This window comes from Streptomyces sp. NPDC032161, assembly GCF_040636995.1.
Lineage (GTDB): Bacteria > Actinomycetota > Actinomycetes > Streptomycetales > Streptomycetaceae > Streptomyces.
Map to the genome: position 1 here is coordinate 23,184 of NZ_JBEZVN010000025.1, position 21,240 is coordinate 44,423.

The window sequence follows — 21,240 nt, forward strand, 5'->3', positions numbered from 1 at the left end:
TCAGGCGCGGAGGCGGAGCCCCCTGGGGGTGGCCAGGAATCCGGCCGCCTCCAGGACGCGGCCGAGCGGGGACGTCAGCGACGAGGCGCCGTTGGCGCGCTCCACCGTGACCGTGCCGAGCGCCCCCGCGCGGGCGGCTTCCGCCAGCGCCCCCGCTGCCGCGACGAGCACCGGATCCCCCGGATCGGTGGGCCAGGCCAGCAGCGACTTGCCGCCACGCTCCATGTACATCGCCAGTTCGCCGTCGACCAGCACCACCAGGGCACCTGCCTTGCGGCCAGGCTTGTGGCCGGCCCCGTCCGGCGACTCCGGCCACGGCAGGGCCGCGCCGTACGCGTTGGCCGGGTCCGCCGCGGCGAGCACCACGGCGTGGGGTGCGACGCCCGGCTCGGCCCGGTCGCGTGCGGTGGACACCGTGCGCAGCCGGTCGACCGCGCCGTCCATCGCGAACTGGGCCGCCCCCAGCCCTTCGACCACATAGCCGCGCCGGGCCTGCCCGTTGTCCTCGAACGCGGAGAGCACGCGATACGCGGCGGAGAACCCGCCCTCGACCCCCTCGGCCTGCACGGCCCCGCGGGTCACCACGCCGTGGCGGTCGAGGAGCGTGCGGGCCAGGGCGTGAGCGCGGTGGGTGGGGTCGGGCTCGGCGGCGGGCAGCAGGGACCAGCGGCCCGAGACCGTGGGTGGTCCGGTGCGGGAAACGGGGCGGGCCGCGGCCGTGAGCGAGCCGTAACGCCCGCGCGGGAAGTTCCGTCTCGCACGGTGGGCGGTCGACCCCGCCGTGCGGCCGGAGCCGAGGAGCGAGCGCAGCGGGGCGAGCGTGTCGTTGGTGAGCCGGCCCGACCAGGCCAGGTCCCAGACGGCGTCGGCCAGTTGCGGATCGGTGCAGTCCGGATGGGTGGTGGCGCGGATCTGGTCGGCGATCTGCCGGAAGAACAGGCCGTACCCGCCGCTCAACGCCGTCAGAACCGATTCGTGCAGTGCGGTGAGTTCGAGGGGGTGCGGCGGCGGGAGGAGCAGGGGTGCGCTGTCGGCGAGGTAGAGCGACAGCCAGCCGTCCTTGCCGGGCAGCGCCCCCGCGCCGGCCCAGACGACCTCGCCGGTGGTCGTCAGCTCGTCCAGCAGCGCCGGGGTGTAGCCGCTCACCCGGCTCGGGAGGATCAGTTTCTCCAGGGCCGACGCCGGAACGGGCGCACCCTGCAACTGCTCGACGGCGCGGGCCAGCCCGTCGATCCCGCGCAGGCTGTTGTCGCCCAGGTGCTGCCATTGCGGAAGGAAACCGGCGAGCGCGGCGGGCGGGACGGGTTCCAGTTCGTGGCGGAGCGCGGCGAGCGAGCGTCGGCGCAATCGGCGCAGAACGGTGGCGTCGCACCACTCCTGGCCGATTCCGGCGGGGTGGAACTCGCCCTGGACGATCCGGCCGGTGGCGGCCAGCCGCTGGAGGGCGCCGTCCGTGACGGCGGCGCCGAGACCGAAGCGGGCGGCGGCCCCGGCGGAGGTGAACGGGCCGCGCGTACGGGCGTATCGGGCGAGGAGGTCGCCGAGGGGATCCTTGACCGGCTCGGTGAACGCCTCCGGGACGCCGACCGGGAGGGCGGTGCCCAGGGCGTCGCGCAGGCGTCCGGCATCCTCGATCGCCGCCCAGTGGTCCGCTCCGCCGATCCTGACCCGGATGGCCCGGCGCGCGGTCGACAGCTCCGCGGCCCACCCCGGCCCGGCACCCCGCTCGGTCAACTCGGCGTCGGTGAGCGGCCCGAGGACGCGGAGGGCGTCGGCGACCCCTTCGACGTCCTTGACCCGGCGGTCGTCGGCCAGCCACTGGAGCTCCCGCTCCAGCTCGGTCAGGACGTCCGCGTCGAGCAACTCGCGCAGCTCCGCCTGGCCGAGGAGCTCCGCCAGCAGATGGGAGTCGAGGGAGAGGGCCGCGGCCCGCCGTTCGGCGAGCGGCGAGTCGCCCTCGTACAGGAACTGGGCGACGTAACCGAACAGGAGCGAGCGGGCGAACGGAGAGGGCTCCGGGGTGGTCACCTCGACCAGCCGGACCCGGCGTGCTTCGAGGTCGCCCATCAGTTCCGTCAGCCCCGGAACGTCGAAGACGTCCTGGAGGCATTCGCGGACCGCTTCCAGGACGATCGGGAACGAGCCGAACTCCGAGGCGACCTGGAGCAGTTGAGCGGCACGCTGGCGCTGTTGCCAGAGCGGGGTGCGCTTGCCGGGGCTGCGGCGAGGCAGCAGCAGGGCACGGGCCGCGCACTCGCGGAACCGCGACGCGAAGAGCGCCGAACCGCCGACCTGGTCCGTGACGATCTGGCCGATCTCGCCCTGATCGAACGTCACGTCGGCGGCCCCGACGGGTGGTTGCTCGCTGTCGTACGACAGGCCCGGCAACGGGGACGGGGAGCCGGACGGGTCCTGGGCGGTGTCGAGATCGAGAAGGTCCAGACCCATCAGATCGGCGTCGGGCAGCCGCAGTACGATGCCGTCATCGGCATGCATCACCTGGGCGTCCATGCCGTACCGCTCGGCGAGGCGGGCGCCCAGCGCCAGCGCCCACGGGGCATGCACCTGTGCGCCGAACGGGGAGTGGACGACGACCCGCCAGTCGCCCAGTTCGTCGCGGAACCGCTCGACGAGGATGGTCCGGTCGTCGGGGACGTGGCCACAGGCGCGACGCTGTTCCTCGATGTACGACAGGGTGTTGTCCGCGGCCCAGGCGTCGAGCCCGGCGGCGAGCAGGCGCAGCCGGGCGTCCTCCGGCGGCATCCCGCCGATCTCCCGGAGGAACGCGCCCAGCGCCCGTCCCAGCTCCAGCGGGCGGCCCAGCTGGTCGCCCTTCCAGAACGGCAGCCTGCCGGGAACCCCGGGGGCGGGCGACACGAGGACCCGGTCACGGGTGATGTCCTCGATCCGCCAGGAGGTGGTGCCCAGCGTGAAGACGTCCCCGACCCGGGACTCGTACACCATCTCCTCGTCCAGCTCACCGACCCGGCCACCACCCTTCTTGGGGTCGGCCCCCGCGAGGAAGACCCCGAACAGCCCGCGGTCGGGAATGGTCCCCCCGGAGGTCACGGCCAGCCGCTGGGCACCCGGGCGGCCCGTGACCGTACCGGCGATCCGGTCCCAGACCACACGGGGACGCAGCTCGGCGAAGGCGTCGGACGGATAGCGGCCGGCGAGCATGTCCAGCACCGCCGTGAAGGCCGACTCCGGCAGCGAGGCGAAGGGCGCGGCACGGCGGATCACGGCCAGCAGGTCGTCCACCTGCCAGCTGTCCAGGGAGACCATCGCGACGAGCTGCTGGGCCAGTACGTCCAGAGGGTTGGACGGGATCCGGAGTGCCTCGATGGAGCCCTCGCGCATCCGCTCGGTGACCACGGCCGCCTGCACCAGATCGCCCCGGTACTTGGGGAAGACCACCCCGGTGGAGACCGCGCCGACCTGATGTCCGGCCCGGCCGACGCGCTGCAGCCCGGAGGCGACCGACGGCGGCGACTCCACCTGGATCACCAGGTCGACCGCCCCCATGTCGATGCCCAGCTCCAGACTGGAGGTGGCGACCACGGCCGGCAGCCGGCCCGCCTTGAGGTCTTCCTCGACCTGGGCGCGCTGTTCCTTGGAGACCGAACCGTGGTGGGCGCGGGCCAGCAGTGCGGGAGCACCCTTCGCCGCGCCGGACTGGGCCATGATCTCGGCGGGGGAGTGCGCCTCCGGCAGCCGCCCTACGGAACCGCCCTCCCCGGGCGGGGCGTCGGGGGCCCCGAGGACGGTGCCTGTGGCCCGCTCGTACGCGATCTCGTTGAGCCGGTTGCACAGGCGTTCCGCCAGACGGCGGGAGTTGGCGAAGACGATCGTGGACCGGTGTTCCTGGACGAGATCGACGATGCGTTCCTCGACATGGGGCCAGATCGACGGCTTGTCCGTCCGACCCGCCCCGTCCGCGTCGGAAACGGGGGAGCCGCCGAGCTCGCCCAGGTCCTCGACCGGAACGACCACCGACAGATCGAACCGCTTGGCGGAGGGTGGCTGGACGATCTCGACCCTCCGCCCGGGCGAGAGGAAACGCGCCACCTCGTCGACCGGCCGGACCGTGGCCGACAGGCCGATCCGCCGCGCGGGCGCGGGCAGCAGTTCGTCGAGCCGTTCCAGGGAGAGAGCGAGATGGGCGCCCCGCTTCGTGCCCGCCACGGCGTGCACCTCGTCGAGGATGACCGTCTCGACACCTGAGAGCGCCTCGCAGGCCGACGACGTCAGCATCAGGAACAGCGATTCCGGCGTGGTGATCAGGATGTCCGGCGGGCGGGTCGCCATGGAGCGGCGCTCGGCGGGCGGGGTGTCGCCCGAGCGGATGCCCACCCGGACCTCGGGCTCGGGCAGCCCGAGCCGCACCGACTCCTGGCGGATGCCGGTCAGCGGTGAGCGCAGATTGCGCTCGACGTCGACCGCGAGGGCCTTCAGGGGGGACACGTAGAGCACACGGCAACGCTTCTTCGCGTCGGCCGGCGGTGGGACGGACGCCAGCCCGTCCAGCGCGGCGAGGAACGCCGCCAGGGTCTTGCCGGAGCCGGTCGGCGCGACGACCAGCACGTCCGACCCCTCGGCGATCGCGCGCCAGGCGCCCTCCTGCGCGGCTGTGGGGGCACTGAAGGCTCCCGTGAACCAGCCGCGGGTCGCGGGGGAGAACGAGTCGAGCACGGAACCGGCCATGTCCCCCATCGTGCACCCCACCACTGACAACGGGCCGTGACGGCCGTGGCCGACCGTGCCCGGCAGCCCGCGACCGTTCCGGGCACCCGGACGGTCGACCGCCGACGACCGCGCCGCCACCTGCGAGAATTCGTCCATGGGTGAGATACCGGAGCCGGGAGCGGGGGAGTGGGCGAGGCACTGGCAGTACGCGGAGCTGCCCGACCTCGATCTGCTGCGCGCCCGGTACGTGCGCCATGCCTTTCCGCGCCACAGCCACGAGGGCTACGTCTTCGGCACCATCACCCACGGAGTGGAGGACGTGGGGCTGCCGAGCGGCACCGTGCACGCGGGTCCCGGCGTCGTCGTCATGATCAACCCGGAGGTGCCGCACACCGCCCGGGCGGGTGTCCCGGAGGGCTGGGTGTACGCCACGCTGTACCCGTCCGCACAGGTGATCACCGACATCGCGGCCGAGACGACGAGTCTGCGCGGCACCGTCGGCTTCACCGAGACAGGCGTCGTGGATCCGTACGCGGCCCGGCTGATCGGCGAGGTGCACCGCGCGGCCGAGGAGGGCAACGCGCTCGCCGCGGACACCGTGCTGCGTGTCATGGTCGCGCGGCTGCTCGGCCGGCACGGCGGCGTGCTGCCGACGCGCGCGCCCCGCTCGGCCGGTGCGCTTCACGCGACGCGTGCCCGGGCCGTGCTGGAGGACCGGATGACCCGCCCGCCCACGCTGGACGCGCTGGCCGCGGAACTCGGCACCGGTCCGTTCGCGCTGCTGAGGGCCTTCAAGAAGCAGTACGGGATGCCGCCCCACGCCTGGCTCACCGACGCCCGGGTGCGGGCCGCGCGCCGGTTGCTGGACGCGGGGAGACCGCCCGCGGAGGTGGCCGCCGAAGTGGGCTTCACCGATCAGCCGCACCTCAACCGTCATTTCACCCGGATCGTGGGAGTGCCCCCGGGCGCGTACCAGCGCGAACGTGCAGGAACGTACAAGACCGGTCCCGATCCGGGCACGTAGCGTTCCGGACGTGGCAGAACAGACAGCACTCCCAGAAGGCCACGGCGAAGCGGCCGGGACGAGCACCCATGCGCCCGATCCGAGGGCCCGCACGACCGGGCCGGAGACGGATGCCGTCGGCATGAGGACGGATGCGGCCGGTCCGGAGGCATACCCGGTTGGTCCGAACCCGGACATGACCGGTTCGAGGTCGAATGCGGCCGGTTCGCCGGCGGACGTGACCGAGCCGAAGCAGGACGCGGCCGTCGTACGTGACGCGCTCGGTGTCGGGACGGCGGTCGGGCTCTCCGGTTTCGCCTTCGGCGTGACCGCGGCCGGTTCCGGGCTGAGCCTGCCGCAGACCTGCGCGCTCAGTCTCGCCGTCTTCACCGGCGCCTCGCAGTTCGCCCTCGTGGGAGCCCTCGCGGCGGGAGGCAATCCGTACACCGCGGCCGCCGGAGCCTTCTTCCTCGGCGTACGCAACTCGTTCTACGGCCTGCGGCTGTCGCAGCTCCTCGCGCTCCCGCGCGCGTTTCGGCCCTTCGCCGCCCAGTGGGTCATCGACGAGACGACCGCCGTGACCCTGTCGCAGCCCACCCGGCGGGCCGCGAGGATCGGCTTCGCCGTCACCGGGCTCAGCCTCTACGTGCTGTGGAACCTGACGACACTGCTGGGCGCCCTCGGCGCCGAGGCACTGGGAGACACCGATGCCTGGGGGCTGGACGCGGCATCACCGGCGGTCTTCCTCGCCCTTCTCGCGCCGATGCTGAAGAGCACGACGGAGCGCGTCACCGCCGCGCTCGCGGTCCTGCTCGCGCTCGGGCTGCTGCCCGTACTGCCCGCGGGCGTCCCCGTCCTGCTGTCCGCGCTCGCCGCACCCGTGGTCCTCTTCCTGCGCGGACGCGGGAAGGGAGGGCCCTCCCAGGGACGCGGCAAGGGCACGGCCCGGGGTACGGCCATGACGGAGGCGGGCCGATGAACGTCTGGATCGCCATCGCGCTGACCGCCGTCGGCTGCTACCTCGCCAAACTGCTCGGCCTGCTGGTGCCCGCAGGGGTGCTGGAACGTCCGCTCACCCGGCGGCTCGCCGCACTCCTGCCCGTGGCGCTCCTGGCCGCCCTCACCGCACAGCAGACGTTCGGCGACGGCCGGGGCCTGACCCTGGACGCCAGGGGCGCGGGGCTCGCGGCAGCGGCGCTCGCTCTGGCGCTGCGCGCTCCCTTTCTCGTGGTGGTGGGCACCGCCGTGGTCGTCACGGCGCTGGTACGCGCCCTCGCCCCGGCACTCTGGTGACAGCCGCGCGAGCGACGACCCGACCCACGGGGTACTCGTGAGCGACGGACGGGCCGGAGCGACGGTCGGGCCAGGAGCGGCGGCTGGGACATGCGCGACGGTCGGACCACGAGTGACGGGTGGGCCATGAGCGGCCGTCGGGGTGCGCCGGGCCGTGTGGCGTCCCGGTGGGGTGCACCGCGGCGACCCCCGGGCGTTCTCAGCCGATGTCGCGCCCGTGGGCCCGCAGGGTCAGGAGCGCCTTGAGGGTCACGAGGGGCCGCCCCTCCAGGGCCGTCCCCGGGGCCCACCGGCGCCAGTTCACCGTCCAGCCGCCGTCCGCCTGCTGCTCGGCCGCGAGATGGTCGAGCGAGCGTTCCAGCTCCTCGTCGGTGAACCAGGCCCGCGCCAGTGAATCGGGCGTCCGGGCGTAGTCGTACGGGAAGTGCTGCTCGCCCGGCGCGTACCCGGCCGCCACCGGGTACTCCGCTCGCCGCTCCGGATTCAGCACGACGAGCCGCTGTTCCCGTACCAGCCGCCCCAGCCGGTCGGCCGCCGCCTCGGCACGGGCCCGGTCCGGAGCGCCGTCCAGGAAGGCGAGCGCCGCCTCGATCTCGTACGGATGCGACCGGTCCAGAGCCTCGACCACCGACCAGCAGAAATCGGTGGCCCGGAACAGCCAGGCGTGCCACACCGCATTGCGGTGCAGGAGCCCGACCACGGGGCCGGTGGCCAGCAGCTCCGCGGGCGGATCGTCGACGATCGGGATGAACGGCGCGGCCGGGTAGCCGCGCTGCGTCGGCAGCAGGGCGGGCAACGCCCCCTCCTTGGTCGACACATCGGTCAGGAAACGGCAGATCCGTTCCACCCGTGGCCCGCCGCAGCGGCCGACCGAGTCGAGGACGTTGAGGGCGTGCGCGATGTGCAGCGGCTGACTGACGGGTCCGCGCAGATCCGGTTCGAGCGCGTGCCCGTATCCGCCGTCCTCGTTCAGGTAGGCGGTGAGCGCGGTCTCCACGGCGTCCGCGCTTCCTCCCAGGAAGTGATGGGCGAACCGCCGCTGTTCCAGGACACGGGCCGTGAGCCAGATGAACTGCTCGGCACGCTTGAGGGGACTTGTTCCGGTTCCAGCCATGGACCGACCGTAGGGCGGTAAGCGCTCTCGGCAAGCCGTAGCGGCCGGGCTGCACCCTCAGGAGCGGGATACTGAGGTCATGCGGTTGACGATTTTCTGGGAACGGATGGCGGACCACTTCGGCGCGGGGTACGCCGACTCCTTCGCACGCGATCACGTGATGGCCGAACTCGACGGGCAGACGGTGCACCAGGCACTGGCCGCCGGCTGGGAGGCGAAGGACGTCTGGCGAGGGGTCTGCGCGGCGGTCGGCATCCCCGCCGACAAGCGCTGATCCCTCCCCGCCAGGCGCCGGACCTGTGCCGTTGCGCGGGGCGGACCGCCGTTTGTCACCGTGGTGGGTGAGACTGGAGCGGTGCCATCTGCAGACGAGACAGCCCAGACGACCCAGACAGTCGCCACAGCCTCGACGGCTCAGCGCGAGGCGCCTCACACCCGGACCGCCCCGTCGGACCCGTCGGTGGCGTCGGCCGGTCACCGGCCGACGACCCGTATGCCCGTGTGGCTGCCGCGCGCCATGGTGCTCGCCCTGGCGCTCTACGCCTGCTTCCGGCTCGGCAGCTGGGCGTTCGACCAACTCGTCGGGCTGCTGATCAACGTACTGATCGCGTTCTTCCTGGCGCTCGCCATCGAGCCCGCGGTGAGTCGCATGTCCGCACGTGGAATGCGCCGCGGTGTCGCCACCTTCCTGGTCTTCCTCGCCGTGCTGATAGCCTCCACCGGCTTCGTCGTGCTGCTCGGCTCGATGCTCGCCGGCCAGATCGTCGACATGGTCGAGGAGTTCCCGAAGTACCTGGACTCGGTGATCAACTGGGTCAACCAGAACTTCCACACCGAGCTGTCCCGGGTCGAGGTCCAGGACAGCCTGCTGCATTCCGACTGGTTGCAGAAGTACGTCCAGAACAGTGCGAGCGGAGTGCTCGACGTCTCCACCACCGTGCTCGGCGGGCTCTTCCGTCTCCTGACGGTCTTCCTGTTCTCGTTCTACTTCGCCGCCGACGGCCCCAGGCTGCGGCGCGCCCTGTGCTCGGTCCTGCCGCCCGCCAGGCAGGCGGAGGTCCTGCGGGCCTGGGAGATCGCGGTCGACAAGACGGGCGGCTACCTCTACTCGCGCGGCCTGATGGCACTCGTCTCCGGAATCGCGCACTACATCGTGCTGGTGATCCTCGGCGTTCCCTACGCGCCGGCGCTCGCCATCTGGGTCGGCCTGGTCTCCCAGTTCATACCCACGATCGGCACGTATCTGGCGGGAGCCCTGCCGATGCTGATCGCGTTCACCGTGGACCCCTGGTACGCGGTGTGGGTGCTCGGCTTCGTCGTGGTCTACCAGCAGTTCGAGAACTACGGTCTGCAGCCCAAGCTCACCTCCAAGACCGTCGACATCCATCCGGCCGTCGCGTTCGGATCGGTCATCGCGGGTACGGCGCTGATGGGCGCGGTGGGCGCGTTGATCGCGATCCCGGCCGTCGCCACCCTCCAGGCGTTCCTGGGCGCCTATGTGAAGCGGTACGACGTGACGGACGACCCCCGGGTGCACGGCTCCCGTCGGCGACGCGGTGAGGCGCCACTCACCCGGCTGCGCCGCTTCTGGCGGACGGACGGGAACGACGCGGGCCACGACGCCCGGGCCGGTGCCGGGGAGGCGGAGAGTCCGGACAGCGCCTGACCGGGGAAGGGCGTGCCGGGAGGCCCGGAAGCGCCCCCGGGGTCTGTGACGGCGCGGCCCCGCGGGCGCCCGGCGGCCCCGGCCCGGCGCGCTCCCGGCTGCGCGGACCGACCGCGCCTTCCCGGCTGCGCGGGCCTCCGGGCCGCAGCCGGGGACCGGCACCCGGATCACCGGAGGTCACGGACGTCGTGCCAGGAAGACGAACTCGCGCCCTGGCCGTTCGTGCGCATCGCGAACGTCCTCAACCGCGTAGCCATGTGCGACCAGGTCCCTCCCGACCTCTTCCCGCTCACGGAATCGCGAGGTCGAATCCGAGGTCAGCACCTGTCCGTCCGCAGCGAAGACACAGGTCCGGCGGAAGGTCACCAGAGGTTAGTTCACCTCGATCGGCCCGATCCGGCTCTCGACGGAGCCGTCGCCGGGGATCTCCGTCACACGACAGGAGATCTTGCGCGTCCACCCCTCCGAGGCGCGTCGGGCCGGATCGCGGGTCTCGAGAACCAGGTGCCCACCGGGCCGCAGTGCTTCGTAGGCTCCCCGCAGCGTCTGCTGCCATGTGGGGGATCAGCGATGGCTTGGGCGACGTTCGCCGTCGTCATCACGAGGTCGACCTCCAGCGGTGGGAGGTCTGTCGCGTCACCGTGGATCCGGCGCACTCGCTCACTGTTCGGGTCGGCCCGGGCGACGCCGATGGAAGCCAGGGGTTACGGGGCAGCCCTCAGGGAGGCATCGAGATCGCCGCGGTCGGGGTCGAGCAGATCCTGGCTCGCGGCGGGCCGTGGAAGCCCGAAGCACTCGTCAGCCATGCGCCGAACGTATGCGGAGCTGTGCCCGGACAGCTACGGGGGACGGCACCAGCAGCACCTTCAGCGGATCACCTGCCCGGCCTGTCCGGGCCGCAGAGGTGCCCGGCGGTCCGCGGCCCGACGGCCGAGGTTCCGCGCCGATCGGCCCTCGACGGCAGGGGGCGGGGCACGATGACAAAGGTCGATCACAGGAGGTGGCCCGGCCCGGCGCGGTGCGCTTGACACTAAAATCGAACATCCATTCTTATGGGATTCCGGCCGGGTTTTCCCGGGCCCCACCGTGGAGTTATCCACAGGCCGGGAGGACGTCGAGGCCCATTGTCAGTGGCAGGGGTTAGCGTCTTTGACGTGAAGCGATCGACACAAGCAAATCGGGTGGAACCCATGGCAGGAACCGACCGCGAGAAGGCGCTGGACGCCGCGCTCGCACAGATTGAACGGCAATTCGGCAAGGGCGCGGTCATGCGCCTCGGCGAGCGGCCGAACGAGCCCGTCGAGGTGATCCCCACCGGGTCCACCGCTCTCGACGTGGCCCTTGGCGTCGGTGGTCTGCCGCGCGGCCGTGTGGTGGAGGTGTACGGGCCGGAGTCCTCCGGCAAGACGACACTGACACTGCACGCCGTGGCGAACGCGCAGAAGCAGGGCGGCTCGGTGGCCTTCATCGACGCCGAGCACGCCCTCGACCCCGAGTACGCGAAGAAGCTCGGCGTTGACATCGACAACCTCATCCTGTCCCAGCCGGACAACGGTGAGCAGGCCCTCGAGATCGTGGACATGCTGGTCCGCTCCGGCGCTCTCGACCTGATCGTGATCGACTCCGTCGCCGCGCTCGTGCCGCGCGCCGAGATCGAGGGCGAGATGGGCGACTCGCACGTGGGTCTCCAGGCCCGCCTGATGAGCCAGGCGCTCCGCAAGATCACCAGCGCGCTCAACCAGTCCAAGACCACGGCGATCTTCATCAACCAGCTGCGCGAGAAGATCGGTGTGATGTTCGGCTCTCCCGAGACCACGACCGGTGGCCGGGCGCTGAAGTTCTACGCCTCGGTGCGCCTCGACATCCGCAGGATCGAGACGCTGAAGGACGGCACCGAGGCCGTCGGCAACCGCACCCGCGTCAAGGTCGTGAAGAACAAGGTCTCGCCGCCCTTCAAGCAGGCCGAGTTCGACATCCTCTACGGGCAGGGCATCAGCCGCGAGGGCGGTCTGATCGACATGGGTGTGGAACACGGCTTCGTCCGCAAGGCCGGTGCCTGGTACACCTACGAGGGCGACCAACTCGGCCAGGGCAAGGAGAACGCCCGTAACTTCCTCAAGGACAACCCCGACCTCGCCAATGAGATCGAGAAGAAGATCCTCGAGAAGCTGGGTGTCGGCGTCAGGGCGGAGGACAACGCCGCCGAGACCGGCTCGGGAGGCGGCGCCGCGGCTCCGGCGGAGAGCGCGAAGTCGGTGCCTGCTCCGGCCGGCAAGACCAAGCCTGCCAAGGCCGCGGCAGCCAAGAGCTGACCCATGACGCGTCGTACGGAGTGGCCGGTCGGCGCCACGGACCCGGGCGCCGGCCCCGGTTCCGAGTTCGCCGTCGGGCATCTCGCCGGGTGCGAGGACGAGCGCGGGCACGAAAGCGCGTACGGGTACGAGGACACGTACGGGCCGGAGGCCGGGGGCGGCCATGGTCCGGGCCCGGGTCCCGGTTCGGCCTCGGGTTCCGGCGAGGGGGCGGGGCGTCGTGGCCGCTCCCGTTCCAGAGGCAGCGGTTCCCCCTCCTCGTCGAGGGCCGAGAAGGGGGAACCGCGAGATCCGGTCGAGCAGGCCCGCAACATATGCCTGCGGTTGCTCACCGGGACCCCGCGCACCCGGAAGCAGCTCGCGGATGCCCTGCGCAAGCGGGAGATCCCGGACGAGGCGGCCGAGCAGGTGCTGTCCCGCTTCGAGGACGTGGGGCTGATCGACGACGCCGCCTTCGCGGATGCCTGGGTGGAGTCCCGGCACCACGGTCGGGGGCTCGCCCGCCGGGCGCTCGTCCGTGAGTTGCGCACCAAGGGGGTGGACTCGGCCGTGATCGACGAGGCGGTCGGGCAGCTCGACGCGGAGCGGGAGGAGGCGACGGCCCGTGAACTGGTGGCGCGCAAACTGCGTTCCACTCGCGGGCTGGACCGTGACAGACGGCTGCGTCGCCTCGCGGGCATGCTCGCTCGCAAGGGGTACGGGGAAGGCATGGCGCTGCGCGTGGTGCGTCAGGCGCTGGAGGAGGAGGGGGAGGACACGGAGGGGCTGGACGAGCCGTTCTGATCGGCGTTGGACGGTGGTGGGTGATGTGGCGGTTCCAAGAGGTTCGCATGTGACGGCAGCCGGCGGTTGAGGCGCGCAGGGTGCCGACAGCGGGGCACCGGAAGAGGCGTGTGGCCACTGCGGCGCTCCGGCATGTCGGCACCACGGCGCGGCGGTTGCCGAACAGGCGGAGGTCGTCCCGTCAGACCTCGGCCCGCGTGACCTGGGCGCTCTGCGCGTCCTGGGGGAGCTGTGCGTCCTGGGGGAGCTGTGCGTCCTGGGGGAGCTGTGCGGTCCGTGTGGCTGTGGTGTGCTCGGGTGCGACCTGCCCGGGGGCGGTGTGCTCGGGTGTGGCGGGGGTGGCTTCGCCTCCGGTGCGGGGGACGGCACGGGCGGCCGGGATGACACCGGCGATGAGCGCGGCGACGAGCGCGATGCCACAGCCGATGACCAGGCCGGAACGGAAGCCGCTCTCGGAGGTGAAGGTGTGGCCGCCCATGGTGACGGTCATCTGCGAGAGGACCACGCCCATCACGGCGGCGCCGACCGAGGTGCCCAGTGAACGCATGAGGGCGTTGAAGCCGTTGGCGGCGGCGGTCTCGGCGAGCGGGACCGAGCTCATGATCAGCGCGGGCATCGAGCCGTACGCGAGCCCCACGCCGCTGTTGATGACCACGAGGGCGAGCATGAGGCCCCATGCGGAGCCCATGAGCACGAGCGACAGGCCGTACCCGACGGCCAGTACCAGAACGCCGCAGATCAGGGTGAACTTCGGGCCGCGGGCGTCGGTGAGCTTCCCGCCGAACGGCGAGACGATCATCATCATGATGCCTCCGGGCGCCATCCACAGACTGGCGGCGAGCATCGACTGGCCCAGTCCGTAGCCGGTGGCCTCCGGGAACTGGAGCAGCTGCGGCACGACCAGCATGCTCGCGTACATGCCGAAGCCGACGAAGACGGAGGCGACGTTGGTGAGCAGCACACGCGGGCGGGCCGTGGTGCGCAGGTCGACCAGCGGATCCCTGGTGCGCAGCTCCCAGGCGCCCCAGGCGGGCAGGATCACGACGGCCGCGGCGAACAGTCCGAGGGTGGTCGCGGAGGTCCAGCCCCAGTCGGCGCCCTTCGACACGGCGAGCAGCAGGCAGACCAGTCCGGCGGCGAGCCCGACCGCCCCGGGGACGTCGAAGCGCTGCCCCCTGGCCCCGGCGGGGACCTCGGGGATGAGGAACCAGATCGCCGCGCCGATCAGTACGGCCAGGACGGTGGAGCCCCAGAACAGCACCCGCCAGTCGGCGTACTGGGCCACCGCCGCAGCGATCGGCAGACCGAGCCCGCCGCCGATCCCCATGGAGGCGCTCACCAGCGCGATGGAGGAGCTGAGCTTCTCCGCGGGGACCACGTCGCGCAGCAGGGCGATGCCGAGCGGCACCATGCCCATGCCCATCCCCTGCAGCCCGCGTCCGATGATCATCGGCACGACGGAGGTGGCGAGGGCGCACACCAGTGAGCCGGCCGCCAGCGGTACGGAGCACGCGAGGAGCATGCGGCGCTTGCCGATCAGGTCGCCGAGCCGTCCGGAGATCGGTACGCAGATCGCTCCCGCCAGCAGGGTGACGGTGATCACCCATGCCGCGTTCGACGACGTGGTGTGCAGGATCTCGGGCAACTCCGCGATGAGCGGTGTGACCAGGGTCTGCATGATCGCGGCGGTGATGCCGGCGAGGGCCAGCGTGGCGACCACGCCACCGGTGCGGGCCGTGGGCTGGGGGGCGTCCATTCGGGACTCCAGGAAGTTGAGGGGTCGCCGGGCTCGATTCGCTCGCCCGGGGCCATAAGTAAACATCTGCTTACATGGACGCTAGAGCAGGCCTGGGCGTGTGGTCAACATTTGTTTACATGGTGGTGGACGTACCGTTCGGGTGGAGAGAGGACAGCAATGAGAGCCAGCAGTTCCCCGGACGACCCCTCGCCCGAGTCGTCGACGACCGGTCCCGCGCCGTCCGCGGCGACCACCGGTCCCGCGCCGTCGGCCGGCACCACGCCCCCGGCTGCGACGGCCGGTGCGCCGCAGACAGCTCGGCGGGGCACCGGCGCCAGGACCCGCGCGCTTCTGCTCGAATCGGCCCGTCGCCGCTTCGCGCACGACGGATACGCGGCCACCACCGTGCGCGACATCGCCGACGACGCCGGTGTCAACGTCGCGCTCATCAACCGCTACTTCCGGTCCAAGGAAGGTCTCTTCGAAGCCTGCCTGAGGGCGGTCATCGGCGAACTCTCCCGCGAGGCGGGCACGGTCGCCGACCTGGAACAGATCCCGGAGGTCATCAGCGGCCACACCGCGGGCGTGCTCGCCTCGGACACTCCCAGGGACGCGCTCCTCCTGCTGCTGCGCTCCTCCGGCGACGAGCGAACCGAGCGGATGCGCACCGGCCTGCTGCGAACGTTCAGCGAGCGGCTCGCCTCGGCGGCCGGATGGCGGCCCGACGCCCCCGGCGGCGACCAACTGCTCCTGCGCGCGCAACTGGTGCTGTCCGTGGCCTTCGGCATCACGGTGCTGCGCGCCTCCCGCGGCCTGGAGCCGCTCGCGTCGGCCACCGAGAAGGACCTCGGAGGCCCGCTGCGCGACGTGGTCGACGCCCTGCTCGCCCCGGCGGCACCGGGGCGTGACGCAGCGGCTGTGCCGTGACACGGCTCCGTGTCCCGGCCGTCTTCGTGGACCGGGCGCCTTCACTGACCGGCGCGGGCGGCGCGGGCGATGGTGGCGTCGACCAGGGCGAGTGCCTCCTCGGCGGTACGGCCGGGGTGGCGGTTCCACGGACCGATCAGACCGGTCCAGCCCCGGGAGCGGAGCTCGGTGACGAGCCAGGCGCCCGCCCGGTCCACGGTGTCCAGGGAGCCGTAGCCCAGACGGTGCGCGGTGAGGAGGGCGCCGCAGATGCACCGCGCCCCGCGGGCGTTGCGGAGTTTGTAGGGCGTGTTCTGCCAGCCCCACTCGGTCAGGATCCTTCGCGCGTGGGCGAGATGAGTGGAGGGTCGCACATCGGGCTGTCCGATGCGGCGCCAGGAGTGCAGCCGGTCGGGGAGGATCGCGCCCAGCCGCCCGGGAAGGGGCCGCTCGCGCGGCGCGGTGGCGGGCAGGGCCCGGACGGATTCGGCGATGAGCCGGTCGACCGGTACGGACAGCAGGGCGCGCCAGTCCGTCGGTCCAGGTTCCGGCGCCTGCTCCATGGCCCCGGGGGAGGGCAGGGGCACCGGCTCGGAAGCGGTGAGATCCCAGCCGGAGACGATCTGCCGCCATGCCTCGGTGTCGTACAGGTGAACGACCTGGGCATCGAGCAGATCGGGGGTCGGGGCGGGTGCGGGGGTGGTGGAGATGGGGGTCGGCATGGGCGCGGTGCCTCCGTCACGTCGTTCTCGGCGTTGAGCCGAATGTCCGCCGTGAGCGGAGATCGCTCCACCGGGGTGCGGCGTTCGGGTGTGTCGCGACGGATTCGAGGGACGGACGAGGGACACGGAGCTGCCGCCCGTGGCGCGTGGGCCCGGACGATTCCGGACCCACGCGGTGCGTGTACACGGCGCCGGTGGTGGCCGCGACTCCGCCCGCCCGTGTACCGGTCCGCGCCGCCCGCGCCCGTCACACGTCCACGGGAAGCCCCGCCGCGCGCCAGGCCTGGAAGCCGCCGATCAGGTCCGTCGCTCGGTGCAGCCCGAGCTGCCGCAGGGACGCGACGGCGAGACTCGACGCGTAGCCCTCGTCGCAGACCACCACGATCCGAAGGCCGTGGCCCACCGCCTCCGGCAGCCGGTGGCTTCCCCACGGGTCCAGCCGCCACTCCAGTTCATTGCGTTCGACGACCAGTGCTCCGGGGATCAGCCCGTCCCGTTCCCGCAGTCGCGCGTAGCGGATGTCGACGAGCAGTGCCCCGTCCTCGGCCGCGGCGGCGGCCTCCCGGGGACCGACCCTGACGAACCCGGACCGGACACGTTCCAGCAGTTCATCGATGCCGACGGGTCCCGAGCCGCCCGCGCGGCCCATCGGTTCCGACCCGCCCGCGCGGCCGACCGGTTCGGATCCGGCCGCGCGCCTGTCGCTCACTGCCAGTCCTCCGGCCGTTCCACCTGTTCGAGGCGGAGCACGGAACCGGTTCGGCTGTAGCGCCGGATCCGGGGCAGCGGTGGGAAGTACGCGTGGACGGAGACGGCATGCTCGGTGGTGGACTCGTTCAGCACCTCGTGGACGTGGTGACGGCCGAAGGCCCTGCCCCGACCGGCGGTCAGCACACGGGAACGGTCGATGCCCTCGGTGAGCTCCAGGGTCTTCCAGCCGTCGGTGGGCAGCCGGGCGGCGAGCGAGTACTCCTTGAGGGTGCCGGTCGCGGTGGTGAAGGCGCCGATCGAGTCGGCGTGGTCGTGCCAGCCGGTGCCGCTGCCCGGTGGCCAGCCGATCAGCCACGCCTCACTGCCGCCGGGGCCGTCGAGCGGGAGCCAGGTGCGTCCTTCGGGATCGAGGGGGAGCGAGGCGACGATGCGGGGGGCGGCGGCCACCCGGAGGACGAAGTCGAGCAGTTCGGCGGCCGACGGACCGGTGCCGGAACCGGCCGTCTGCTCGGAGCCGGAACCCGGACCGGTGGCCGTCGTACCGGAACCCGTACGGGCCGACGAACCGGAAGCGGACCCGGCACCGGTGGAGGCGGGCAGGGGTGCGGAGGGTGAGGAAGAAGCAGACAAGGAGAGCCGTCCTGAAGGTTCGCGCGGGCGCACGCCGTACGGAAGAGCGCACGGCGCGGCAGGGGAGGGGCGAGTCAGCAGGACGGGCGACACACGCAGCCCGCATAGCGGACGAGGTCCATATGGACCCTCCGCCACAGGCGCACATCGGTGTCGGTCACGTTCCGGAGTACACCATGCGGACCGGCAGCGGTCAATTGACCTCCACCGTCCGGTCGGAGCGCTCGGTGGTGTGCACCGCCCCGCCGCGTACCGTGTCCGCCGCCGCGTGGAGCTCCCGGGGCCGCACCCCGCCGAACGATGCCACGAGATGACCGTCGGGCCTGATCAGCAGGACGGTGTGCGCCGACGCCCCCGGATAGCTCTCCGTCACCAGAAGCTCGCTCCGCACCGGCAGCGCGTCGACCGCCGTGGCGAGTCGGGGCATGACCCCCGCCGTCATCCAGTGCCGCCGGTCCCACACCCCGGTGCCGGGTGCCACCAGGAGCACCAGCAGGTTCCCCAGCCCCAGCCGCTCGCGCAGCCGTACGGTCGTGCCGTCGGGCGCCGTCACCCGCACATCGATGACCGGCGCACCGGGGAGCGTACCCACGGAGGTGTGCGCCTCGGCATGCGCGGGCGCAAGGGGCGAATGAGAGTACGAAGGGGGCGCGCCGAGGGGGCCCCGGCCCAGATGCCCGTCCATGAGCAAGGAGTCGTGCCCCCGTGCGCTCCCCGGGACGAGGGTCCGCAGCCCCCCACCCCCGCGCAGGACCGGCAGCGACTGGTCCGCGGCCCGCAGCCGCGTGGCCACCGCGGCCCGCCGCTCCGCCTGATAGCTGTCGAGCAGTACGTCCGAGGCGCCCTGGTGCCAGGCGTGCGCCAGTTTCCAGGCGAGGTTCTCGGCGTCCCGCACTCCCTCGTCGAGCCCCTGGGTGCCCAGCGCGCCCAGCAGATGGGCGGCGTCCCCGGCCAGGAAGGCCCGGTCGGCCCGCCAGCGCAGGGCGAGCCGATGGTGCAGCGTGTACACGCCGGTGTCCAGCAGTTCGTACGGCGGCGTCTCGCCGCACCAGCCGGCCAGGGTGTCCCGGATGCGGGTGATCAGGGCGTCCGGGGTGACCAGTTCGCCGCGCGGCGGCAGCAGCCAGTCCAGCCGCCAGACGCCGTCCGGGAGCGGACGCGCGGTCACCTCGGCGCCGCCGGTGCGCCACGGCGGCAGCCGGTGCAGCACGGCCCGCCCCGGCCAGGGGAGTTCGGTGCGCAGCGCGGCGACGGCATGGCGCTCCACCGCCGTGCGTCCCGGGAAGCGGATGTCGAGGAGCTTGCGCACGGTGGACCGGGCGCCGTCGCAGCCCACCACGTAACTCCCGCGCCACCACGTGGCGTTCGGCTCCCTGGTGTGCACCGTGACGCCGGTGGCGTCCTGCTCCAGCCGGTCGACCCGGCTGTACGGCACCACCCGTACGAGTTCCTGCGCGGCGACCGCGTCCCGCAGTCCGCAGGTCAGAGCGTGCTGCGGCAGGTGGACGGGGGAGGGAGGCGGCGGATCGCCGTCGACGACGTCCTCGTCCCGGCCCCGGTCTTCGCCCGTTCCCAGGGGCAGTTCGCGCACCAGTTGCCTGCGCCGCATGGACCGCCACCCGGACCACCGCGCGCCCTCGTGCCCAAGCGCCGTGCAGCCCAGCCGTTCGACCAGGTCAGCGGTGTCCTCGCGCAGGATCACGGTCCGAGCGGGGCGCGTCTCGTCCCGTCCCGGGTCCTCGTCGAGGAGGACGGAGGGCACATCCTGGGCTGCGAGGGCGAGCGACAGCGCCAGACCGACCGGTCCCGCGCCGACTACGATCACCGGGTCCACGGGGCAACTCCTCGGACCGGGGCGCTCGGTGCGGACACGGGCGGCAGGAAGGCACGGCCCGGCACCGTGACAGGGCGTGGAGGAGGTGTGGCGGCGAAGGGTGCAGGGGGCGCGATCACAGAACGTATGCAACCTACTGCCGGTGCCCGCGTCAAGCGACGCCGGACGACGACGAGGGGCGGTGGCGCGTTCGCCACCGCCCCTCGGGCGCCCGATGCTGCGAGCCGTCAGGCGCGTCCGTCGTCCACGACGAGCGCCGGCTCACCGACGGTCTTCTGTGCGCCCCCCGGCGCGGTGCCCCTGCTCTTCCTGTTGCGCCGCAGCCACCGCTCCAACCAGCTCGCGAACGAGGTGAGCGCGAAATTCAGCGCCACGAAGATCACGGCAATGACGGTGAAGCAAGCGATGGTGTTGGCACCGTAGTTGGCGCTCATCGGACGGACCGACGCCAGCAGTTCGGGGAAGGTCATCATGGCGCCACCGAGCGCCGTGTCCTTCACGATGACGACGAGCTGGCTGACGATCGCCGGCAGCATGGCCGTCACCGCCTGCGGCAGCAGCACGAACACCATGACCTGGCTCTTGCGCATGCCGAGCGCCTTGGCCGCCTCCGCCTGGCCCTTCGGCAGGGACTCGATTCCGGCCCGCACGATCTCGGCGAGCACCGAGAAGTTGTACAGCACCAGACCGGTCACCACGGCGTACAGCGGACGCACATCGGTGTCGATGGTGGTGTACTCCGCGTACACCGCGTTCGCGACGATCATCAGGATCAGTACGGGGACGGCGCGGAAGAGCTCCACGACGAAGCCGGCCGGCATCCGTACCCAGCGGTGGTCCGACAGTCTGCCGATACCGAACAGGGCACCCAGCGGCAGCGCGATGAGCAGGGCGAAGAACGCCGCCTTGAGCGTGTTCTGGAGGCCCGGCCAGATGTACGTCGCCCAGGGCTGGAAGCTGGTGAAGAAGGGCTTCCACTTGATCCAGTCGAGCTGGTGCTTCTCGGCCAGGCCGTCGTACACCCACCACACCACGGCCGCGGTGCCCAGGACGAACAGCACCGTGTACAGGATGTTCCGCTGCTTGGCGCGCGGTCCCTGGGCGTCGTAGAGGACCGAGGAACTCATCGCTTCACCGCCACCTTCTTGCTCACCCAGCCGAGGATCAGGCCGGTCGGGAGGGTCAGGACGACGAAGCCGAACGCGAAGACCAGCGCGATCAGGATCAGCTGGGCCTCGGCCTCGATCATGTCCTTCATCAGGTAGGACGCCTCGATGACACCGATCGCGGAGGCGACCGTGGTGTTCTTCGTCAGCGCGATCAGCACGTTGGACAACGGGTTGACCACCGCACGGAACGCCTGAGGAAGGATGATCAGCCGCAGCACCTGCGTGAAGCTCAGCCCGAGCGCACGCGCCGCCTCGGCCTGGCCGACCGGCACCGTGTTGATGCCGGAACGCAGCGCCTCGCACACGAAGGCCGCGGTGTAGGCGACCAGGGCGAGCACCGCCAGACGGAAGTTGATGTCGTCGATGACCTCGGCACCGAGCATGATGCCCAGCGTCTGGTACAGGCCCAGCGACGAGAACACGATGATCACGGTCAGCGGAATGTTCCGGACCACATTGACGTACGCGGTGGCGAAGCCGCGCATCAGGGGGACCGGGCTGACCCTCATGCCGGCCAGTAGCGTTCCCCATATGAGGGAGCCGAGAGCGGAGTAGACGGTGAGCTGCACCGTCACCCAGAAGGCCCCCAGCAGGTCGTAACCTTCAAGAAAGTCGAACACGATCTCCCGCGCTTCCGCGTGTCGGAGGGAGGGCGCGGCGCGCCGCCGTTCAC

The 21,240-nt window shown here is 72.0% G+C and carries 17 protein-coding genes and 2 pseudogenes; 8 read left to right on the forward strand and 11 right to left on the reverse strand.

The window, feature by feature from the left end; genetic code table 11:
• Positions 1-4,704, reverse strand: a complete 4,704-nt coding sequence (locus tag AB0E67_RS28055; RefSeq protein WP_362031721.1) for a DEAD/DEAH box helicase — start codon at positions 4,702-4,704, stop codon at positions 1-3.
• Positions 4,705-4,840: 136 nt separating this feature from the next.
• On the opposite strand from AB0E67_RS28055, the gene AB0E67_RS28060 reads away from it, so the two are divergent.
• The 3 genes from AB0E67_RS28060 (at position 4,841) to AB0E67_RS28070 (ending at position 6,982) form a co-directional block, all read left to right on the forward strand.
• Positions 4,841-5,710, forward strand: coding sequence for an AraC family transcriptional regulator (locus tag AB0E67_RS28060; RefSeq protein WP_362031723.1), 870 nt, complete (start codon positions 4,841-4,843; stop codon positions 5,708-5,710).
• A 175-nt stretch (positions 5,711-5,885) separates the two neighbouring features.
• Positions 5,886-6,668 (forward strand): AzlC family ABC transporter permease, encoded by a 783-nt coding sequence (locus tag AB0E67_RS28065; protein WP_362031725.1) that lies wholly within the window; start codon positions 5,886-5,888, stop codon positions 6,666-6,668.
• A complete protein-coding gene (locus AB0E67_RS28070) occupies positions 6,665-6,982 on the forward strand; it encodes an AzlD domain-containing protein (RefSeq protein WP_073789765.1) in 318 nt (105 codons plus the stop codon). The genes AB0E67_RS28065 and AB0E67_RS28070 overlap by 4 nt, the downstream gene beginning before the upstream one ends.
• A 199-nt stretch (positions 6,983-7,181) precedes the next feature.
• Here AB0E67_RS28070 and AB0E67_RS28075 read toward each other — a convergent pair whose 3' ends face one another.
• A complete protein-coding gene (locus AB0E67_RS28075; RefSeq protein ID WP_362031727.1) occupies positions 7,182-8,096 on the reverse strand; it encodes a hypothetical protein in 915 nt (304 codons plus the stop codon).
• A 79-nt stretch (positions 8,097-8,175) separates the two neighbouring features.
• Here AB0E67_RS28075 and AB0E67_RS28080 point away from each other — a divergent pair, with 79 nt between their 5' ends.
• Both AB0E67_RS28080 and AB0E67_RS28085 read left to right on the forward strand, forming a co-directional pair.
• On the forward strand, positions 8,176-8,370 hold the full coding sequence (locus tag AB0E67_RS28080) for a DUF3046 domain-containing protein (RefSeq protein ID WP_362031729.1): 195 nt from the start codon (positions 8,176-8,178) through the stop codon (positions 8,368-8,370).
• Between the two features lie 219 nt (positions 8,371-8,589).
• Positions 8,590-9,762 (forward strand): AI-2E family transporter, encoded by a 1,173-nt coding sequence (locus AB0E67_RS28085; protein WP_362031793.1) that lies wholly within the window; start codon positions 8,590-8,592, stop codon positions 9,760-9,762.
• Positions 9,763-9,939: 177 nt separating this feature from the next.
• Here the strand turns inward: AB0E67_RS28085 and AB0E67_RS28090 are convergent.
• Positions 9,940-10,568 (reverse strand): annotated as a pseudogene (locus AB0E67_RS28090) (class I SAM-dependent methyltransferase).
• Positions 10,569-10,952: 384 nt separating this feature from the next.
• Between AB0E67_RS28090 and recA the strand changes: the two are divergent.
• Together recA and recX are read left to right on the forward strand one after the other, a co-directional pair.
• Positions 10,953-12,074 (forward strand): recombinase RecA, encoded by a 1,122-nt coding sequence (gene recA, locus AB0E67_RS28095; protein ID WP_362031731.1) that lies wholly within the window; start codon positions 10,953-10,955, stop codon positions 12,072-12,074.
• A gap of 3 nt (positions 12,075-12,077) precedes the next feature.
• Positions 12,078-12,857, forward strand: coding sequence for a recombination regulator RecX (recX, locus tag AB0E67_RS28100; protein WP_362031733.1), 780 nt, complete (start codon positions 12,078-12,080; stop codon positions 12,855-12,857).
• A 367-nt stretch (positions 12,858-13,224) separates the two neighbouring features.
• On the opposite strand, the pseudogene AB0E67_RS28105 reads toward recX, so the two are convergent.
• A pseudogene (locus tag AB0E67_RS28105) lies at positions 13,225-14,613 on the reverse strand (MFS transporter); the annotation flags it as partial.
• 159 nt (positions 14,614-14,772) lie between these two features.
• Between AB0E67_RS28105 and AB0E67_RS28110 the strand changes: the two are divergent.
• Positions 14,773-15,522 (forward strand): TetR family transcriptional regulator, encoded by a 750-nt coding sequence (locus tag AB0E67_RS28110; protein ID WP_362031735.1) that lies wholly within the window; start codon positions 14,773-14,775, stop codon positions 15,520-15,522.
• Positions 15,523-15,563: 41 nt separating this feature from the next.
• Here AB0E67_RS28110 and AB0E67_RS28115 read toward each other — a convergent pair whose 3' ends face one another.
• The 7 genes from AB0E67_RS28115 to AB0E67_RS28145 form a co-directional block, all read right to left on the reverse strand.
• Positions 15,564-16,223 (reverse strand): hypothetical protein, encoded by a 660-nt coding sequence (locus AB0E67_RS28115; RefSeq protein WP_362031737.1) that lies wholly within the window; start codon positions 16,221-16,223, stop codon positions 15,564-15,566.
• Positions 16,224-16,470: 247 nt separating this feature from the next.
• The gene (locus AB0E67_RS28120; protein WP_362031794.1) at positions 16,471-16,872 is read right to left on the reverse strand and encodes a rhodanese-like domain-containing protein; all 402 of its coding nucleotides are present in this window, start codon (positions 16,870-16,872) and stop codon (positions 16,471-16,473) included.
• Between the two features lie 56 nt (positions 16,873-16,928).
• Positions 16,929-17,402, reverse strand: coding sequence for a cysteine dioxygenase (locus AB0E67_RS28125; RefSeq protein ID WP_362031796.1), 474 nt, complete (start codon positions 17,400-17,402; stop codon positions 16,929-16,931).
• A gap of 236 nt (positions 17,403-17,638) precedes the next feature.
• Positions 17,639-17,725, reverse strand: coding sequence for a putative leader peptide (locus tag AB0E67_RS28130; protein WP_311605579.1), 87 nt, complete (start codon positions 17,723-17,725; stop codon positions 17,639-17,641).
• Positions 17,726-17,757: 32 nt separating this feature from the next.
• A complete protein-coding gene (locus AB0E67_RS28135; protein WP_362031739.1) occupies positions 17,758-19,398 on the reverse strand; it encodes an FAD-dependent monooxygenase in 1,641 nt (546 codons plus the stop codon).
• A gap of 227 nt (positions 19,399-19,625) precedes the next feature.
• Positions 19,626-20,525, reverse strand: coding sequence for an amino acid ABC transporter permease (locus tag AB0E67_RS28140; RefSeq protein ID WP_362031741.1), 900 nt, complete (start codon positions 20,523-20,525; stop codon positions 19,626-19,628).
• Positions 20,522-21,187, reverse strand: a complete 666-nt coding sequence (locus tag AB0E67_RS28145; protein WP_351516247.1) for an amino acid ABC transporter permease — start codon at positions 21,185-21,187, stop codon at positions 20,522-20,524. Before AB0E67_RS28145 ends, AB0E67_RS28140 begins: the two co-directional genes overlap by 4 nt.
• Positions 21,188-21,240: the final 53 nt, after the last annotated feature.

What these genes read in the sequence shown, in the direction of transcription:
- AB0E67_RS28060 (WP_362031723.1), top strand. Translation starts at nt 4,841, where the DNA reads ATGGGTGAGATACCGGAGCCGGGAGCGGGGGAGTGGGCGAGGCACTGG.
- AB0E67_RS28115 (WP_362031737.1), bottom strand. Translation starts at nt 16,223, where the DNA reads ATGCCGACCCCCATCTCCACCACCCCCGCACCCGCCCCGACCCCCGAT.
- AB0E67_RS28075 (WP_362031727.1), bottom strand. Translation starts at nt 8,096, where the DNA reads ATGGCTGGAACCGGAACAAGTCCCCTCAAGCGTGCCGAGCAGTTCATC.
- AB0E67_RS28085 (WP_362031793.1), top strand. Translation starts at nt 8,590, where the DNA reads ATGCCCGTGTGGCTGCCGCGCGCCATGGTGCTCGCCCTGGCGCTCTAC.
- AB0E67_RS28110 (WP_362031735.1), top strand. Translation starts at nt 14,773, where the DNA reads ATGAGAGCCAGCAGTTCCCCGGACGACCCCTCGCCCGAGTCGTCGACG.
- AB0E67_RS28120 (WP_362031794.1), bottom strand. Translation starts at nt 16,872, where the DNA reads ATGGGCCGCGCGGGCGGCTCGGGACCCGTCGGCATCGATGAACTGCTG.
- AB0E67_RS28140 (WP_362031741.1), bottom strand. Translation starts at nt 20,525, where the DNA reads ATGAGTTCCTCGGTCCTCTACGACGCCCAGGGACCGCGCGCCAAGCAG.
- AB0E67_RS28055 (WP_362031721.1), bottom strand. Translation starts at nt 4,704, where the DNA reads ATGGCCGGTTCCGTGCTCGACTCGTTCTCCCCCGCGACCCGCGGCTGG.
- recX (WP_362031733.1), top strand. Translation starts at nt 12,078, where the DNA reads ATGACGCGTCGTACGGAGTGGCCGGTCGGCGCCACGGACCCGGGCGCC.
- AB0E67_RS28070 (WP_073789765.1), top strand. Translation starts at nt 6,665, where the DNA reads ATGAACGTCTGGATCGCCATCGCGCTGACCGCCGTCGGCTGCTACCTC.
- recA (WP_362031731.1), top strand. Translation starts at nt 10,953, where the DNA reads ATGGCAGGAACCGACCGCGAGAAGGCGCTGGACGCCGCGCTCGCACAG.
- AB0E67_RS28080 (WP_362031729.1), top strand. Translation starts at nt 8,176, where the DNA reads ATGCGGTTGACGATTTTCTGGGAACGGATGGCGGACCACTTCGGCGCG.
- AB0E67_RS28065 (WP_362031725.1), top strand. Translation starts at nt 5,886, where the DNA reads ATGACCGGTTCGAGGTCGAATGCGGCCGGTTCGCCGGCGGACGTGACC.